The organism is Qipengyuania aurantiaca, from assembly GCF_019711375.1.
Taxonomy (GTDB): Bacteria; Pseudomonadota; Alphaproteobacteria; order Sphingomonadales; family Sphingomonadaceae; genus Qipengyuania; species Qipengyuania aurantiaca.
Genome location: NZ_CP081295.1, coordinates 749,472 through 765,139, shown reverse-complemented (window position 1 = coordinate 765,139; position 15,668 = coordinate 749,472). Strand labels below are relative to the sequence as shown.

General features: G+C 59.1%; 20 protein-coding genes and 2 pseudogenes. 7 read left to right on the top strand and 15 right to left on the bottom strand.

The window, feature by feature from the left end:
- Positions 1-209: 209 nt before the first annotated feature.
- From K3148_RS03805 to K3148_RS03790, 4 genes are read right to left on the bottom strand one after another with little or no spacing between them, the layout of a single operon-like run.
- A complete protein-coding gene (locus K3148_RS03805; protein WP_221425995.1) occupies positions 210-1,166 on the bottom strand; it encodes an alpha/beta fold hydrolase in 957 nt (318 codons plus the stop codon).
- 2 nt (positions 1,167-1,168) lie between these two features.
- Positions 1,169-2,011 carry a DUF6544 family protein gene (locus tag K3148_RS03800; RefSeq protein WP_221425994.1) on the bottom strand — a complete coding sequence of 281 codons (843 nt, stop codon included), beginning with the start codon at positions 2,009-2,011 and terminating at the stop codon, positions 1,169-1,171.
- Positions 2,008-2,481 (bottom strand): flavodoxin family protein, encoded by a 474-nt coding sequence (locus K3148_RS03795; RefSeq protein WP_221425993.1) that lies wholly within the window; start codon positions 2,479-2,481, stop codon positions 2,008-2,010. The genes K3148_RS03800 and K3148_RS03795 overlap by 4 nt, the downstream gene beginning before the upstream one ends.
- A gap of 11 nt (positions 2,482-2,492) precedes the next feature.
- The gene (locus K3148_RS03790; RefSeq protein ID WP_221425992.1) at positions 2,493-3,500 is read right to left on the bottom strand and encodes an Acg family FMN-binding oxidoreductase; all 1,008 of its coding nucleotides are present in this window, start codon (positions 3,498-3,500) and stop codon (positions 2,493-2,495) included.
- Positions 3,501-3,748: 248 nt separating this feature from the next.
- Here K3148_RS03790 and K3148_RS03785 point away from each other — a divergent pair, with 248 nt between their 5' ends.
- Entirely contained in the window at positions 3,749-4,717 is a 969-nt protein-coding gene (locus tag K3148_RS03785; RefSeq protein ID WP_221425991.1) for a M23 family metallopeptidase, read from the top strand.
- 260 nt (positions 4,718-4,977) lie between these two features.
- Here the strand turns inward: K3148_RS03785 and K3148_RS13855 are convergent, their stop codons facing one another.
- Entirely contained in the window at positions 4,978-5,304 is a 327-nt protein-coding gene (locus tag K3148_RS13855) for a hypothetical protein (protein ID WP_247711698.1), read from the bottom strand.
- Between K3148_RS13855 and K3148_RS13975 the strand changes: the two genes are divergently transcribed.
- Positions 5,185-5,763, top strand: coding sequence for an excalibur calcium-binding domain-containing protein (locus tag K3148_RS13975; RefSeq protein WP_425594655.1), 579 nt, complete (start codon positions 5,185-5,187; stop codon positions 5,761-5,763). The two genes, K3148_RS13855 and K3148_RS13975, sit on opposite strands and share 120 nt — an antisense overlap.
- Before the next feature lie 137 nt (positions 5,764-5,900).
- Here the strand turns inward: K3148_RS13975 and K3148_RS03775 are convergent, their stop codons facing one another.
- The 3 genes and pseudogenes from K3148_RS03775 to K3148_RS03765 all read right to left on the bottom strand — a co-directional run.
- A complete protein-coding gene (locus K3148_RS03775) occupies positions 5,901-6,170 on the bottom strand; it encodes a hypothetical protein (RefSeq protein WP_221425989.1) in 270 nt (89 codons plus the stop codon).
- A gap of 478 nt (positions 6,171-6,648) precedes the next feature.
- Positions 6,649-7,545 (bottom strand): fructose bisphosphate aldolase, encoded by an 897-nt coding sequence (locus K3148_RS03770; RefSeq protein ID WP_425594649.1) that lies wholly within the window; start codon positions 7,543-7,545, stop codon positions 6,649-6,651.
- A 39-nt stretch (positions 7,546-7,584) separates the two neighbouring features.
- A pseudogene (locus tag K3148_RS03765) lies at positions 7,585-7,941 on the bottom strand (fructose-bisphosphatase class II); the annotation flags it as partial.
- Between the two features lie 94 nt (positions 7,942-8,035).
- On the opposite strand from K3148_RS03765, the gene K3148_RS03760 reads away from it, so the two are divergent.
- On the top strand, positions 8,036-8,635 hold the full coding sequence (locus K3148_RS03760; RefSeq protein WP_221425988.1) for a hypothetical protein: 600 nt from the start codon (positions 8,036-8,038) through the stop codon (positions 8,633-8,635).
- A gap of 305 nt (positions 8,636-8,940) precedes the next feature.
- Here the strand turns inward: K3148_RS03760 and K3148_RS03755 are convergent, their stop codons facing one another.
- The 4 genes from K3148_RS03755 to K3148_RS03740 form a co-directional block, all read right to left on the bottom strand.
- The gene (locus K3148_RS03755) at positions 8,941-9,246 is read right to left on the bottom strand and encodes a HigA family addiction module antitoxin (RefSeq protein WP_221425987.1); all 306 of its coding nucleotides are present in this window, start codon (positions 9,244-9,246) and stop codon (positions 8,941-8,943) included.
- Between the two features lie 68 nt (positions 9,247-9,314).
- Entirely contained in the window at positions 9,315-9,584 is a 270-nt protein-coding gene (locus K3148_RS03750) for a hypothetical protein (RefSeq protein WP_221425986.1), read from the bottom strand.
- 58 nt (positions 9,585-9,642) lie between these two features.
- Entirely contained in the window at positions 9,643-9,954 is a 312-nt protein-coding gene (locus tag K3148_RS03745) for an antitoxin Xre/MbcA/ParS toxin-binding domain-containing protein (protein WP_221425985.1), read from the bottom strand.
- A gap of 110 nt (positions 9,955-10,064) precedes the next feature.
- A complete protein-coding gene (locus K3148_RS03740) occupies positions 10,065-10,532 on the bottom strand; it encodes a hypothetical protein (protein WP_221425984.1) in 468 nt (155 codons plus the stop codon).
- 78 nt (positions 10,533-10,610) lie between these two features.
- Here K3148_RS03740 and K3148_RS03735 point away from each other — a divergent pair, with 78 nt between their 5' ends.
- The 3 genes and pseudogenes from K3148_RS03735 to K3148_RS03725 all read left to right on the top strand — a co-directional run bounded on the left by K3148_RS03735 (position 10,611) and on the right by K3148_RS03725 (position 11,592).
- The gene (locus tag K3148_RS03735; RefSeq protein WP_247711634.1) at positions 10,611-10,883 is read left to right on the top strand and encodes a helix-turn-helix domain-containing protein; all 273 of its coding nucleotides are present in this window, start codon (positions 10,611-10,613) and stop codon (positions 10,881-10,883) included.
- 186 nt (positions 10,884-11,069) lie between these two features.
- A pseudogene (locus K3148_RS13845) lies at positions 11,070-11,186 on the top strand (DUF2312 domain-containing protein); the annotation flags it as partial.
- 58 nt (positions 11,187-11,244) lie between these two features.
- Entirely contained in the window at positions 11,245-11,592 is a 348-nt protein-coding gene (locus K3148_RS03725) for a heavy metal-binding domain-containing protein (RefSeq protein ID WP_221425982.1), read from the top strand.
- Between the two features lies 1 nt (position 11,593).
- Here the strand turns inward: K3148_RS03725 and trpS are convergent, their stop codons facing one another.
- From trpS to secB, 3 genes are read right to left on the bottom strand one after another with little or no spacing between them, the layout of a single operon-like run.
- Entirely contained in the window at positions 11,594-12,610 is a 1,017-nt protein-coding gene (gene trpS / locus K3148_RS03720; protein WP_221425981.1) for a tryptophan--tRNA ligase, read from the bottom strand.
- A 6-nt stretch (positions 12,611-12,616) separates the two neighbouring features.
- The gene (murJ, locus tag K3148_RS03715; RefSeq protein ID WP_221425980.1) at positions 12,617-14,188 is read right to left on the bottom strand and encodes a murein biosynthesis integral membrane protein MurJ; all 1,572 of its coding nucleotides are present in this window, start codon (positions 14,186-14,188) and stop codon (positions 12,617-12,619) included.
- A gap of 21 nt (positions 14,189-14,209) precedes the next feature.
- Positions 14,210-14,743, bottom strand: coding sequence for a protein-export chaperone SecB (gene secB, locus K3148_RS03710; protein WP_221425979.1), 534 nt, complete (start codon positions 14,741-14,743; stop codon positions 14,210-14,212).
- A gap of 262 nt (positions 14,744-15,005) precedes the next feature.
- Here secB and K3148_RS03705 point away from each other — a divergent pair, with 262 nt between their 5' ends.
- The gene (locus K3148_RS03705; RefSeq protein ID WP_221425978.1) at positions 15,006-15,665 is read left to right on the top strand and encodes a Tim44/TimA family putative adaptor protein; all 660 of its coding nucleotides are present in this window, start codon (positions 15,006-15,008) and stop codon (positions 15,663-15,665) included.
- The last annotated feature ends 3 nt before the right edge of the window (positions 15,666-15,668 follow it).

Below are 15,668 nucleotides of genomic sequence, written 5' to 3'. Positions count from 1 at the left end.
CTGACGGGCCGCTAACGACCCGTTTGCGGACGTTCGCACAAAGGTCCGCTTTGCGCTCCAATCCCTTTCATCCACGGTGATGAATAGAAAGCCCGAAAGCGGCCATTGCTTGACCCATCTCACCGCGTCAGCAAACCGCATCGTAGCAGTAAGAAACGGAACTGAGCCGCCGCAACCAATAACGAAAGCCAGAAAGATCATCAGGCCGGTCATTGGCTTCCCGCTTCCAGGAACTGGTCAATTTCGACACGCAGCTCCCCATGGTGGCCTAGCAGAAGGTGCCCACCCTGATCGAAGTTGACGAGGCGAGCCCTGGGGATACGCTGCGCCATTTCCACAGCGATCGCGAAGGGATTGAGGCTGTCATCTTTGGTGTGCACGACAAGTGATGGCGCGCTGATCGCTTCGAGCTTGTAGGTTGCATCAGAATCGACCGCCGCGCCTTCGTTTGCGACACCGGCGAGCCGGTCGGATGCCGGAAGGAAGCCGTCCACCAGTTGATCGACGAACACCACCTCATCGGCAGGCAAGCCATCCATCAACTTTGACCGCGCATCAAATGCGCTGCGCAACTGGCCGGGTGCAATCTTCGTTAGCGCCCAATAGACCGCGTCATTGCCGAGCAGAGTAGAGTAAGCCCAGGTCGGGATCGGGCGTTCCTCAACCTCCGGGCTGAAAGGGGAAAACGGGGCGGAGGACAACAGCACGAGCCGCTCCGTGCGATCAGGAAACAACTCCGCGAATTTGAGCGCGGGAGGCACCCCGCCGGACATTGCAAGAATGCTCGTCTGCCCAATCCCGAGCCGGTCCAGCAAGTCAAGCATGGCCTCAGCCTGCGCAGCGGTGGACGGATCGGAGGGCATGGCGCTACCCAGATATCCGAAACGCGATACCGCAATAAAAAGGTGACCATCACCGCCAACGGCCTCTGCCAGCAGACGCCCCTGATCAAACCCGCCGCCCGCGCCATGGACCACAAGCACTGGCGGGCCTTTACCCCAGCTCACGTACTCGATCTGCCCGTGGCGCGTTTCTGCGAGGGCGCGCTCCGCCGCCAGTTCGGACCTGCGCTTGTCGGCTGCGCGATTGCCGAGAACGGAGACGCTTGCGCCCAGGATCGCAAGGCTGCCTAGAAGTGCCAACCCTGCCTGCCAGCGTCGTTTCACGACTAGCGCGCCTCGTAATGGGTCAGGCGCAGATGGCCGTAGGTGAACGGACCTTCGGGCAGGTGCCAGATCGCAACGCCTTCGCTCGCGAGCCGCCAGCCATCGAACTCGCGATAATTGCCTAGAGGCGTGGTCCAGCGGGCAATCGTCAGGCTGCCGTCCTTTTCGAGCATGCCGCGATCGTCGGAGACGAAATCGACCAGCTCGCCCGCTTCGTTGAAGATCAGCTCGGCTGATACCGTGTTGCTTCCGAGGGTGAAGTCGACCTTGGCGCGAGCATCATCAATCGCGGTCCACTCAAGGCGCGGATCTGTCAGGCGCGAGGGCGCATAGAACGCAATATCGTTGAGGATGGTAACGGTCTCGGTCCGGGTCAGCTCTGGTCCGCTAATGTTGACGACGTTAGCCAGTCCCGCGAGCCGCACGCGCATGGTCGCCTGATCGCGGTTGAAATCATGGAGCACGGCGACAGGAAGCCCCTTCATCTTCGTGTTCATGAAGAACAGGCGGTGAGGCACGTCGAAGCGCTCGTACTGCACCACCGGCCCGGTCATGCCGGGTTCGCCGGGCGCATCGAACATGGCGGCATCGAAATGCATCACGATTTCAGTGACAATAGGTCGCCCAATCGAGCCAGTGAGTCCAATGTAGTGCCGGACTGGTTCGGGCAGCGGCGCAATGTCCTCCTCGGTCAGCACGGGCATTTTCGCCATCGGCTCTGCCGCCGCGTCGGCCCGGCGTGCATTGAAAGCGCGCGAAAGACTGGTCGACCAGGCATAGATACCACCACCGATTGCGACCAGCGCGCCAGCGCCCACAAACCACATGATGGTTCTCCTCTTCATTGGAACTTGTCCACAAAGTGGTTCAGCGCATCATCAAACTGATCGGCATCGACCGCGTCTTGGGAAAGTGTCAGCGTCTGCTCCAGCGGCACGGGCAGGAGTTCGGCAACCAGATCAATCGCTTTTCGTGGAGGAGAGTGTTCGCCACATGTCAAGAGAAGCGCCACCCGTTCCGGCAATTGCGGCTTCCGTTCCAGGAATGACCTTAGCGGCAGCGCAGGATAGCTGGTCCAGATGGGCGAGCCGAGAATGACCAGATCGAGGTCTTCCAACGAGACGTCTGGTATTTCGATCGGTGGAAGTCGACCTTTGACACTGTCATAGCCCGCCAAAAGGTATCGGAACCAGCCCCCTTCGTAGCGACGGCATCCAATGCGAAAAACCTCAGCGTTCAAGGCCCTTCCGAGTGTCTCGGCGACCTTCTTTGTAGTGCCGGTTCTAGAATAATACAGAATTGCTGTCTTGGGCACAGTCGTCCTCCTTACGTCAGCACCTCGCTCACCTGCCGCCTGAGCGACATCGGCAAGGCCGGTGCCTTGCCGAACCGGATCACCAGGTCGGGGCGTTTGCCGGGAATGCCGAGCCAGCTTGCGAATTCTGGGCGGACGTCGGCCACTTCGATTGGCATGTTGAGGTGCGCGTGGCGGACACTAAGTGCCGTTGCCTGAAGTGCGAAGCGCTGAAAGCTGCGCCCGACATTGATCCAGCCCTCTTCGTCTTCCCGGTCGGCAACAAAAATCACCACTCCAGCCGAGCTGTTCATATGGCCCTTGTATTTCTCGCTCTCGGAGTCTTTCGAGAAGAACTGGTCAAACATCAGCTTGCCAAGCCAGTTGGGAGACGTCGGATTGCCCGAGCAGGCGGTGAACAGTCCATCATTGGTTTCTAAGGCCGCGTCTGGATTGAATCTGATCCAGTCCTTCAGTTCCTGGACGAACGCCGGATCGTCGCACTGAACGCTGTTGCCCTCGATCACATAGTCGAGCACGCCGTCCAACCGGGCGCGGTCGGTGATGAAAAGTGTCTCGACGCCCGGCATTGTTGCAGCTTGTTCAAGCAGGCGGAGATCGTTTGCCGACAGCGCCTGCCCATCATAATCCGAGCGGGTCGATTGACGCATTGGGATAGCATCGAGCAGCTCTGTATCGCTGACTGCGCCCTGGCCGAGGCCCACATTGATCGAAGTGTTCTTGCCATCAAGGTTGATAGTAGCCTGCCCCGGTTGCCCCCGTGCTCGTCCGGCAATCAGCAGGTTTTCCGCAGCACAACCGAGCGTGACGAAAACATGGTGATCGTCCGGGTCCACGACAGGGCAATTGCGGGCGAGGTCGGGGAGGATATCGACCTGATTGGATCCGAGCCGGAATTTCCATGGCTGAGTGTTGTGCGAATTGGGAGCAAGTGTCGCGTATCTCACGAGGTCATTGAGCTGCGGCTCCATCGGCAGTTTGGCTCGTAGGTCGGCAGCCGCCGCATCATACTCGCTCATGCCGCTGCCGCTGCATCCTCCGACCAGAGCCAGTGTCGAAGCCACCCCACTCGCGGCAATGAATTCACGTCGAGACCACGCCATAACGCCTCCATTTGGAAGGGAGCGACTCAGGTTGATGTCAGCTATTCTCATAGAGCATTTCGCGAACAATTGATTTATCAAGATCAATTATTGCGATCGCCGGCTTGCGTATTGAATCGGAATAGGCAGCAATCGGTATTAGTGAAGCGTGCGGGAAGGTGGAAATGGCCATGCTCGACCTGATTACAGTCGCTCTCCAAATCATCTTGCCGCTAGTGCTCATTGCGTCGGTTGTATTGTTGGCGGGCAAAAGTGGCCTTGAACTGGCCGTGTGTGTTTTCGGGGCAGGATCGGCACTGCTGGCGCTGTTGCTGGTCGCCGTATGGATGGTGCCGCCATGGTGGGTTCCGTACGTCTATCTCGGATTGCTGATTGTGACGGTCGCCAGGGTTATCCGGCGTAAGGGAATACCTGCACGCTGGTGGCCCCAGAACTGGCGGGGTTGGGTTTTGCCATCACTTTTCTTTTTGCTGGGGATCTGGGGAGCAGCAATGACGACAGATGCGCTGAAGGGTCGTCAAGCCCCACCCGGCTCAGACGTACTCGATCTTGCCTTCCCGCTTGGCCCCGGCAATTATCTCGTGGCGAGCGGCGGAGCGAGCGAGAGCATCAACGGCCACTTTCTTACACTCAATCCAAGAACGGATCGGCAGCGAGCGTATCGCGGGCAGTCTTACGCGGTTGATCTTATCGAGGTCGACAGCTGGGGGTTGAGGGCGACAGGTTGGCGCCCGTCGGATCCCACGGCCTACCTGATTTTCGGTAAACCAGTGTTCGCGCCATGCGATGGAGAGGTGCTGCGCATGTACGACGGGATGCCCGACATGGAAGTGCCGGTCACCGACACTTCTCGTCTTGAAGGTAATCACGTCGTCCTGAAATGCGGCAACAAGGCCATACTCGTGGCTCATCTTCGCCAAGGCAGTGTGCGTGTGGCGCAAGGAGCGAGGGTCCGAACCGGAGAACAGGTTGGAGAGGTCGGAAACTCCGGGCAATCAACCGAACCGCATCTCCATATTCATGCGCAGGAATTGCCGGAATCAGGACCGCTGCTGTCTGGTGATCCTGTTTACCTGCGCCTCGATGGACGTTTTCCTGTCCGGAATGCTCGTCTCGAATACCCTGAGCCGTAGTTCCAGTATGCATCGGGCTGAGGGCGTGAGGGCATGTTGGTTTCGGGGAATGTCCGATCTCATATCAGCATTCTCCAAGACCGGACGGTCCGCAGACGGCCCCAAAGCTGCCGTCGTGAGGAAGTAGCACTGAATGACTGGAATGGGGCCGTTAGCGGACTGTCCGCAATTGGCAACAGAGTCGCTGAAACCAGCCGCGCAATCAGTGCAGCATACTCCGAATAAAATCTGTGACTTATCGTCGCCACGAACTAGTTTATTTACCGAATATAGAGGGCGCCGCGGTATTCCAATGATTGATGAGATCGAAGGAAGCCATATAGATGCAAGCTATTAGCCGTGTCCTCGCCTGCTGTGGAATTGCGGGAACCCTGGCCGTGAGCACTCCAGCGCTTGCCCAAGTCTATTTCGGTACGGCGCTCGCAATAGATGGAGATACCATCGAGCTTGGCGGTGAGCGGATCAGGCTGTTCGGGATTGATGCCGTTGAGGCTTCGCAAAATTGCGAGCGCGACGGAGAGACTTGGGCCTGTGGCCGGGATGCGGCAGCGGCCCTGGGGGCCATTGTCGAAGGAGGTAACCTTCAATGCGAGAGCCGCGATGTAGATCGCTATGGACGCGTTGTAGCAGTGTGCACACGAGATGGGCGCGACATAGGACGGGCAATGGTGCGGATGGGTCTCGCCGTCGCGCTACCCGAGTTTTCTCGCGACTACATCGTAGACGAAGAGGCCGCGCGCTCGCGCAAGGTCGGGATTTGGGCTGGTTCGTTTCAAACTCCCAAAGACTTCCGGGCAACAGACCCTGCGACTGTCCAGAATGAACGTGCCATGCTCGCAGAACAAAGGGCCAGGAAAGAGGCAAATGACAGGGAAGCTGCTCGCAGCTTTTCTGAGCAGACGCGAGCAAGCGTCTATTATCGCAATTGCCGAGAAGCGCGGGCTGCGGGCGTGACACCCCTTTATCGGGGACAGCCTGGCTATGGTGAGCATATGGATGGCGATGGGGACGGTATAGCTTGCGAACCGTATCGAGGCCGTAGGTAGGACAAGTCCATCCACCGGAGTTTAGGATTGCTCTAACCGATTATTCTCTGCTCTCAGGCTCTTTTGGGGCCGCAGGCCGATGGACTACTTTTCGGGTGCGACTCAGACCATCCGGACACAGCCAATCTGTTCTGCGATCAGCCTTGGCGCTCGCCCTCTGATGCGGCCAGGAGATCGATAAAGTTGCGCGCTGCTTCCCGATCGTCTTCCTCCTCGAACGCCACGTCGAGGGCAGGGGCGGACCCGAACATGTGAAGGAAAGACCACAGCGCAAAGCGTTTGCCCCGGTCCTGCTCGAGGCCGAAATCGACAAGGCATCGCTCGATACCAGACGCCAACGTATCGGGCGTCACCTGAGACAAATCCGTCGAGGCGAAATAGCGGCGCAAGAGATCGTCGAGCTGCATGCAGTGGTTCTCTACAATAGGTAGCGGCTTGCGAGAACCAATAAGCCGCCGCCACACTCAATCAATTGCCAAGCAAATTTATGCGGGACTGTCGAAAGACTGAAACCATTCCGCCATAATGCTAGGCTACCCGCAGTTTTGCGACCCGAAGGGCTTGAAGCCGATGTGCGACAAGCTCTCTACTATTGGGCGGCTCCTTCGGGGCCGCCCCTTTTTCATTTTTGTCGATCTCGAGAGCGTCGAGCCTTGGTCAGAAAAGGGGCCGTAAGCGGACGGTCTGCTTTCGGTCAGTTTCTTCTAAGAGCAGACTCCGCCAACGATCCAACAGCAGGGCCTTGCGTTTTGAGCGGTTCTGCGCACCCGAATTCGACTTTCAGGGCCTTTATGATGAATTTAGACGTGTATTTTTGAAATCGCCAGCAGCGGAATTCTGTTTTTACTGATCCGACTGTGTTCGCCGGAACTGCCTCGGTTCCATTTACGCAGGTGAGAAACTTGCCTGTTTGATTTGTTCGATGCTCTCGCCGATAGCTCGATCAAATGCTTCCGCGCTCATATTCACCTCTAGACCTTCGAGCAGGGCCCGGCTGAAACTCGCAATCATTTGAGATTGATGCGAGAGTTTCTTGCAAGCTTCATCTCGCGTGTAGCCCCCCGACAAGGCGAGCACACGCATGACCTTCTCGGACTGCGCGAGTTGGTCATAGAATTCATCTTGCTCTGGAATCGTGAGCTTCCAGATGATCTTCCGATCAGCGGGAAGCCGCGCTATCTCGCGTTCTGCAAGCTCGAGAAGAATTCTTTCCGCTTTGCTCCTTTCTGGGCAAGCCAGACTGACTTCAGGCTCGAGGATCGGAACGAGACCGTGCTCTAGAATCTGAATTCCACAGTCGATCTGCTGCCGCACGATCCGTTCGATACCTGCTTCGTTCGCTTGGTGAATTACCGCGCGCATCTTGGTGCCGAACACACCGAGGGATCTCGCGCGTTCGCACAGTTTGCTGAGCCGTGTCATCGGCTTCATCAGCTGAACTCCCTCGCGCATATCTTCGAGACCCTGATCGACCTTGAGAAATGGCACGATGCCTTTGGCACGCAAAGCGGCGACGAATGGGCCACCGCGTCCATCTCCGCCGTTCATCGTCTGCTCGAAGAGGATAGCTCCGAGGATGGAATCAGAATTGAAACTGGGCGAATTGAGGACCCTGCAGCGCATCGCGTGAATGAGCGTGAACATTTCCTCCCCAGAGGAATAGGTCTCAGGACCGATACCATACGCAGAGAGCGCCTTGGGGCTGGAGCCCCCACTTTGGTCCAAGGCGGCGATAAATCCGTCACCATGCGCAATCTTGAGCGCCATCGCGTCGCGATCCAATCCGAGTCTCCCTAGTCGAGTTTACAGGTAGTGAGGCGTCTAGCTGACGCGATGTTCGCCCTTGATCCAGCGAACGGTGCCGCTGGAGGCGCGCATGACCACGCTTTCGGTCGTCATCTTGCCGCCGCGCCGGTACTTCACGCCTTCGAGCAGGCTGCCCGAGGTGACGCCGGTCGCAGCAAAGATGCAGTCGCCCTTCACCAGATCGTCTCGCGTATAGATACGGTCGAGGTCGGTGATGCCCCATTTCGCAGCGCGCGCCTTTTCGTCGTCGTTGCGGAACACCAGCCGTCCGTTGAACTGGCCACCGACACAGCGCAGCGCGGCTGCGGCCAGCACACCTTCGGGTGCGCCGCCCTGGCCCATGTACATGTCGATCGTGGTTTCTTCGTCCGTCCTACTGCAATGTTAACCTAAATTTCATTAGGAATTATCGCATCTTTTAAACGTCCATTCTCTTAAAGGAAGCGCATTAAAGGGGGTAATTCCAATGAATAAGACTTATTTTGCCGTTTCGGCTGCACTTATTGTTTCGCCTATCGCTGCACACGCTCAGGAAGCGCAGAACAATCGCGTTCAGGTTATGAATGCGCAGCCGCAGTCGGCTCAAGCCGCATCCGCACCTGTTGCAGCTCCCGAAGCCGCACCTGCTGTGAAAACCGTAGTCCTTCCCGCGAACTCGGAAGTTCTCCTGCGCATGTCGGAAGAACTCAGCACCAAGGGTGGACGCGTTAAGGAAGGACAGATGTTTCGCCTCACCGTCGTCCACGATGTAAAGGTGAACGGAGTTACGGTCATACCCATGGGCACTCCTGCCACTGGCGAAGTGACTTGGAAGACTGGACGGGCCGTGTTTGGCAAGTCCGGCAAGATGGAAGTGGCGCTGCGCTATGTCGACCTAAACGGTGAGCGCATCGAACTTGCCGGTGAATACCGCCAAGAAGGCGAAGGTGACACTCTCGCAGCTGTCGGCGCTGTGGTGCTTGCTGCACCGCTGATGGTCATCACCGGCAAGAGCGCAATCATCCCGCGTGGCAAGGAAATGATGGCTCACACGGTTGCCCCCTTCACCGTTACGGTAGCTTCGTAACTACGGGACGTATTCGGCCGAAAGGCTGTGAGGGAAATTTACAAGGCCCTGCTGGGAACGGCGGGGCCTTTATATTTGCCTGCAATTCAGCAGATTAAACGCCGCGACCGCTTTCCACCCATAGTCGGACATCGCCCTTGCGAACTGCCTGAGCAAAGCTGCCTGTCCGCTTTCAGGCATTGGCAGGGAGAGCCCGAACGTCCGAAACGAGGGCGCAAAGCAGACGTCATCAGATACGCTGGCGCCAAGGTGCCGGGTCTCAATAATTGGCCCTGATCAGCCGACAGCAGGCTCCCAACTTTGTGCTATTCCGTTGGAGGCGGAACTCGACTGATGCTGATCGTCGATGTCTTCTGCTTCGCCTTCGTTAGATCGTGCGACAACTGCATCCGAAGCAACGTTGCTGCCGAAATCCCAAATGCCTTTTCGAAGCGTATTGCCATGAGGGGGGAGAGGCGAGTGTTGCCGTACAGGAATCGGGTAAGGGCTGACCTAGCGACCCGTAGTTGAGCAGCAGCACCCGTTACCGTCATCTCACGAGGCTTGATTACATGCTCGCGCAGCCATGGCCCGGGATGAATTGCAAAGCTTTCGTGCAATTCTACCGCCATGAATAAAAACCCTTCTATCGATATCCGCGATCCTTGGGCCGGCTCACTGCGCGCTGCCTGGCTCTCATTCAGTTGCGTTTGCGTTCTTCTCCGAGCAGGTATCGGGTATTGAGAGTTTCGGCGACCGAGCCCTCCACTATTTCCTCAAGCGGAGTGACAATTGCGGAGGTGTGGATGCACCTTCCATCGGCAAAGCGGTTCTTGCGGTCGTTGGTCACAATGCCCACCAGGAGGTGCGTGCCAGGGTAGGATGGCAGCGGTAGAATGATCCAGTCCTGCAAGACGGCATCGTACCCTGGTCCTGATGCTGCTGGCGCAACGGTGAGGGAAATCTTCATCGCGAAAGCTCACGCAGCATGCTGAAGGTGATAGGCGGCGAGCTTGTAAATGGCCCACTCATCTGTAGCGTTCGCTAAGCAAGTACCGAGCGACATTTTCCAGATCCTTGCGATTTCCGCTCGTCATCAGGGACATCGCGCACTTGCCTTCAAATAGCGGAGCTCGATTTGGTGCGCGCACCCAGCCTTTCGATCGATCATGGTCGAGCAGGATCACCAGCGAGGCGTAAACCGAGAGGACACAGCCGATGCCTTCCAACACGTCATTCGGAAGTGAAATTTGTTCACCGGCTCGAGCGCGCTCCTTCCAGTCCTGAAGGACCTTTTCGTCGTCGACTTCGAGGAGCTGGCATTGCTCTGAAGCTGTCATGCCCCAATGCGCTGCGATATTGCCGAAAGCATGAAGGCAAGCGCTATCTCTTAATGTTAGATCTGCATAACCTGCCGGCGTCGAGGCGCAATCAGCAGCCCCCAATAGATCTACTCATTGCCTTCAGACAGAAAGCCACACTTGGGACATTGTGAGTGCACGAAAAGGCAATTCCAAAATTCCCCTAGGGTATCGGCAGGAACAGATCGCCGACGTTCCATCGCAATTGCCGACAGGCCGGATAAAAGTTCAAGTGCGTCGGGAAACCCGCCGTATAGAAAATCAAACGGAACATGGCCGGTTTTGCGTTCAAGCTCCTCGTCGTAGAATAGCCAATTTCGCGCGGACTCTTCGCCACCCAGCATCTCCTCCAGATTAACTACGAGGCGCTTGAACAGTCCAATTCGATGGTGCTCATGCTGAGTAATTTCGTTTGGATCAGCCATGTAGCGAGGTCGAGCGAGTATGTTGTCGTAGGCCTCCTGACTGCCATCATATCGTTGGAGGTAATATACCAGCCATTCCCGTAGGTCTTCGGCTCCTTCGGGAGGTGATGCAGTGTCGTCGTTCTTCAGCATAGCGAACCTGTTTGCAGACCGCGCATATCTATCAAGTTTGTGGGATATGTAAAGCCGGGGACATGAGAGGCCGTGGACGTGGCAGCGTCAGCCAATCATCAGGCTTTGGTGTTCGAGGAAAAACTCAAAAAACTTGGTTCGAATATCCGACGCGTCCGGGAAGGACGAGGTTTCACACAGGAAGCGTTTGCTCAAGAGTTTGGGATTGATCGAGCATACTACGGTCGAATTGAGCGCGGCCAAATCAACTTATCGGCGAAGATGTTATTTATGCTCGCGCAGGCGTTGGAAACGAGCCCCGACAAGTTTTTTGAAGCCGATAGACCCATAGAAGTAACGCATGAGCAATAGCTGTCGGGTCGTAAACCAAGTGCGGGCTAGGTGGCCCATCGCTGTGCGACGGGTCCATCGTTCCTATTTCGAGGCTGTGCCAAGGCAGGGGCAGCGATGCGCTCGATCGAAAAGCTCCTCGCTACCCCTGCCTCCAGATTCTGTAGTTCGCTTTGCACTATATCACACTTTGGTAGGGGTCGATTTGGCTACGACACCAAGATCATGCGCCAGATCATCAAGCTGCGTAAGATGAAGCCCGACGAACGCAGCGAGCAGGAAACCATCCTCGACACCTACAAGGCCGCGCTCGGAATGGGTTGATTTTGCGAGGTTGCGTCCTATCTCGATAATACACCAATCGAGATAGGAGGAACTGCACATGCCCGGACCCTGGAAAGACGCGCGCGGCGTCACCGTTACAACCACGCCCACCATCGAGGGGCAGCCGATCCGGGAATATCTGGGCATCGTCACCGGCGAGGTGATCGTCGGCGCGAATCTTTTCCGCGATCTCTTCGCCAATATCCGCGACATCGTCGGCGGCCGCTCGGGCAGCTACGAGCGCATTCTGCGTGACGCGCGGGAGCAGGCGATCGAGGAACTGCAGGCCGAGGCGGCCACGCGCGGCGGCAACGCCGTGGTCGGCGTCGACCTCGATTACGAAGTGATCGGCGACACCGGTTCGATGCTGATGGTTTCCGCCAGCGGGACCGCGGTAAAGATCTGACCTAGCCGCGCACGAGGCCGAGCGCCTCGTACGTCGCGTCCAGCGTGGGCACCGCGATCTCGCGGGCCTGCGCTGCGCCGCGTGCGAGGATGGCGTCGAGCGCCTCGCGATCTTCGAGCAGCTCGTTGAATTGCGCCGAAATCGGGCGCAGCGTTTCGACCAGCACTTCGCCCAGCGCGGGCTTGAACTTGCCGAAGCCTTCGCCGCCGAATTCTCCCAGCACATCGCCGACGCTCTTGTCGGTCAGCGCGGCGTAGATCGTCACGAGGTTCAGCGCCTCGGGGCGGTCCTCCAGACCCTTTTCCTCGCCCGGCAGGGGCTCGGGATCGGTCTTGGCCTTCTTGACCTTCTTCATCACCTCGTCCGCGTCGTCGGCAAGGTTGATGCGGCTCATGTCGGAGACGTCCGACTTGCTCATCTTCTTCGACCCGTCGCGCAGGCTCATGATGCGCGCGGCTTGCGGCGGCACGATCGGATCGGGCAGGGTGAAAACGGGCGCATCTTGGGAAGCGAAGTCGTTGTTGAACTTCTGCGCGATGTCGCGCGCCAGTTCGAGATGCTGCTTCTGGTCCTCGCCCACCGGCACATGGGTCGCCTGGTAAAGCAGCACGTCGGCGGCCTGCAGCACCGGGTAGGTAAACAGCGCGACCGACTGGCCTTCGCGGTTCTTGCCGGCCTTGTCCTTCCACTGCGTCATGCGGCCCAGCCAGCCCATGCGCGCCGTGCCGCCCAGCAGCCACTGCAATTCGGCGTGCTGCGGCACCTGCGCCTGATTGAAAAGCACGCTTTTGGCCGGGTCGATCCCGCAGGCGACCAGCGCCGCGGCCATTTCCAGCGTGCCCTTTTTCAGTTCCGCCGGATCGTGCGGCATCGAGATCGCATGCAAATCCGCGAGGAAGAAGAGACACTGTTCGCCGTCGCCCATCTCGTCCTGCATGCGCACCCAATTGCGGATCGCCCCCAGGTAATTGCCGAGGTGGAGATTGCCGGTGGGCTGGATGCCGGAGACTACGCGCATGAGGTTCTAGGGCTCTCTTTTCTTGGTGAGGGCAGCGATGCGCTGCCGGTCGATGGCGCCGACCGCGAAGGCCACGCCGAAATAGACCACCGCCGAACAGCCGACGAGCACGAGCAGCGCGCCGAGGCGTTCGAACAGGCCTGCGGAATACCATCCGGTTAGCAAATCGCGCGCGAACCACAAGGCGACGCCCATGGCGGCGGCGGCCACGAGCTGGCGCAGGATACGGCCGACCAGCTGCAGCGGGATGGCGTAATAGTCGCGCCTGACCAGCACGATGTAGAGATAGGCAACGTTGATCCACGCGCCGATGACGCTGGCGAAGGCCACGCCCACCACACCGAACCGGTCGAGCAGAGCGAAGTTCATGGCCACGAAAACGGCCAGCGAAATGAAGGCCGCGTAAACCGGCGTGCGCGTGTCCGAACGGGCGTAGAAATTGGGCACAAGGACCTTCACCAGCACATAGGCCGGCAGACCCAGCACCAGCGCGCCAAGCACTTGTCCGGTCAGATCAGCCTGTTCGAGGCTGAAGCGGCCGCCCTGGAAGATCATGGTCACGAAAGGCACGGCGCAGACCGCCAGCGCGACCGCCGCCGGGATGGTCAGCAGCATCGAAAGCTCGATGGCGTCCGACTGGATGCGATCGGTGCCTTCCTTGTTCCTGGCGCCGACGAATTTCGACAGCGTGGGCAGGATAGCGGTAGACAGCGCGATACCGATGATCCCCAGCGGCAACTGATTCAGTCGGTCGGCGTAATTCATGTAGCTGATCGACCCGCTGTCGAGCTGGTTGAGGAAGTAGAGCTGGACCAGCGTGTTGATCTGGTATGCCCCGCCGCCGATTGCGGCTGGCAGCGCGATGATCGAAAGGCGCTTCACCTCCGGCGTAATCCGCGGCCACAACAGCTTGGGCCGGAAGCCTTCCACGCGGGTCCAGTAATAAAGCCATCCGAGCTGGATGACGCCGCCCAGCGTTACGGCCCAGGCCTGGCTGTAACCTACTTGCTCGACCGTCCAGCCCCAGGCGCTCATCGCGTATTCGCCGAACAGCAGCGCCGCAATCAGCGTGAGGTTGAGCAGGATGGGAAAGCTGGCACCCGGCGCAAACCGGCTGACCGAATTGAGCATGCCGGTGAACAGCGTGACGAGGCTGACCAGCAGGATGTAGGGGAACATGATCCGTGCGAAATCGACTTCCATCTGGAAGCTGGCCGGATCGCGCCCCTTGTCGCCCAGCAGCCAGATCACCCACGGCATGGCCAGCATCATGACGGCGCAGACGAGGATCAACACCGGCAGGAAAACGCTCAGCACATCGTCGGAAAAGCTGCGCGCGTCGTCCAGCCCGCCTTCGCCGTGAAGGCGCTTGGAAAACATCGGCACGAAGGCTGCCGAAAAGGCGCCTTCCGCGAACAGGCGACGGAAGACGTTGGGAATGATGAAGGCCTGGAACCACGCATCGGTCACCGCATTGGCGCCGAGCACGCGGGAGAAGATCATTTCGCGCGCCATGCCGGCGACGCGGCTCACCATGGTGAGCGAGCCGATCGTCCCGACATGTTTGAGCAGGCTCATGGCCTAGCTATGCGCGTGTGATCAGGCGTCGCCGGTCGGCACGGCAGGCGCGTTTTCGCCCTGCTGCGCCGCGCGAGCCTGGAGTTGCTGCTGGTAAAGCGAACCGAAATCCATCGGGTCGAGCAGCAGCGGCGGGAAGCCGGCGTCGCGCACGGCGTCGGACACGATCGCGCGGGCGAAGGGGAAGAGCAGGCGCGGCGCTTCGGCGAACAGGAAGGCGTGGGCGTGCTCGTCGGGCAGGTTGCGGATGCCGATGAGGCCGCAATAGGCCAGTTCGATCAGGTAGAGATTGCCCTTGTCGCCATCGGCGCGGACCGTCATCTTGAGTTCGACTTCGGTGATCTCGTCGTTGACCTTGTTGGCCCCGATATTGACCTGCACGTCGACGCGCGGCTGCTCGTTCCACTGGAAGCTGCCCGGCGAGTTCGGGTTCTCGACCGAAAGATCCTTGATGTACTGGTTGATCACGCCGACCGTCGGGCGGTTGTCCGCGCCATTGGCGCCGGCGGCGGGGTCCATGTTGAGGTCGGTCAGTACGTCGTTTTCGTCGGCCATGGGAAAATCACTTCTTTCGCGAATATTCGAATCATTGGTCGCCAGGGCGCGCATCGCCGCGACCCGGCTGGTTCGGCGCGCGCCTAGCACCCCCGCACGCGCGGGGCAATGCGGCGCATCCCCAGCCATTTCGCCCCGGCTCATGCGAAGGGCGGCGAGTCATTGTCCGTTTGTAATTACACCCTATCTAAGGCAGACAGGACTGGAACTGCGAGGGCCGTTGGCCCGTAGGCAGTACGAAGCATCAAACGGACAAGTACTTGTGATCACCGAGATCGTCATCCTCGCCGCCATCGCCGCCTTCCTCGGCCTGCGCCTTTATTCCGTTCTCGGAGAGCGGTCGGAGCACGAGGAAGAGCCCGCGCGCCATCGCTTCGATGCGCCCGACGCGCAGGTCCCGCCTGCCGGTGACCGCCCGGCCGCACCGGTGCGCGAGCCTGTGCGCCTGCGCAGCGTGGACAACACCTCCTCGGCCAACGAAAACGCCATCCGCGCCATCGCCAGCGCTGACCAGCGCTTTGACCTTCTGGCCTTCCTCGAAGGCGCCAAGGCCGCATACGGCATGGTCCTCGAAGCCTTCTGGAAGGGCGACAAGGAAACGCTGCGCGATCTCACCGATGACGATGTCTATACCGGTTTCTCCGGCGCGATCGACGCGCGCGACGCGGCGGGCGAAACGCTCGACAACCGCCTCATCCGGATTGAGGATGCGACCATCCATTCGGCCGAACTCGATGGTCGCACCGCGCGGATCGCCGTCCTGTTCGTCTCGGACATCGCTTCGCTCACGCGCGACAAAGACGGCACTGTCATCGCCGGCTCGCTCGACGATGCGGTGGAGAGCCGGGACATCTGGACCTTCAGCCGCAATGTCGACGCGCGTGACCCGAACTGGGTGCTCGACGAGACCGACCAGGGCTGATCC

Bases quoted from the DNA above. Each gene is read 5' to 3' on its own strand.
- K3148_RS03745 (WP_221425985.1), bottom strand. From the start codon at position 9,954: ATGACAGCTTCAGAGCAATGCCAGCTCCTCGAAGTCGACGACGAAAAG.
- murJ (WP_221425980.1), bottom strand. From the start codon at position 14,188: ATGAGCCTGCTCAAACATGTCGGGACGATCGGCTCGCTCACCATGGTG.
- secB (WP_221425979.1), bottom strand. From the start codon at position 14,743: ATGGCCGACGAAAACGACGTACTGACCGACCTCAACATGGACCCCGCC.
- K3148_RS03750 (WP_221425986.1), bottom strand. From the start codon at position 9,584: ATGAAGATTTCCCTCACCGTTGCGCCAGCAGCATCAGGACCAGGGTAC.
- K3148_RS03755 (WP_221425987.1), bottom strand. From the start codon at position 9,246: ATGGCGGTAGAATTGCACGAAAGCTTTGCAATTCATCCCGGGCCATGG.
- K3148_RS03775 (WP_221425989.1), bottom strand. From the start codon at position 6,170: ATGCAGCTCGACGATCTCTTGCGCCGCTATTTCGCCTCGACGGATTTG.
- K3148_RS03740 (WP_221425984.1), bottom strand. From the start codon at position 10,532: ATGCTGAAGAACGACGACACTGCATCACCTCCCGAAGGAGCCGAAGAC.
- K3148_RS03760 (WP_221425988.1), top strand. From the start codon at position 8,036: ATGAATAAGACTTATTTTGCCGTTTCGGCTGCACTTATTGTTTCGCCT.
- K3148_RS03790 (WP_221425992.1), bottom strand. From the start codon at position 3,500: ATGAGCGAGTATGATGCGGCGGCTGCCGACCTACGAGCCAAACTGCCG.
- K3148_RS03725 (WP_221425982.1), top strand. From the start codon at position 11,245: ATGCCCGGACCCTGGAAAGACGCGCGCGGCGTCACCGTTACAACCACG.
- trpS (WP_221425981.1), bottom strand. From the start codon at position 12,610: ATGCGCGTAGTCTCCGGCATCCAGCCCACCGGCAATCTCCACCTCGGC.
- K3148_RS03800 (WP_221425994.1), bottom strand. From the start codon at position 2,011: ATGAAGAGGAGAACCATCATGTGGTTTGTGGGCGCTGGCGCGCTGGTC.
- K3148_RS03785 (WP_221425991.1), top strand. From the start codon at position 3,749: ATGGCCATGCTCGACCTGATTACAGTCGCTCTCCAAATCATCTTGCCG.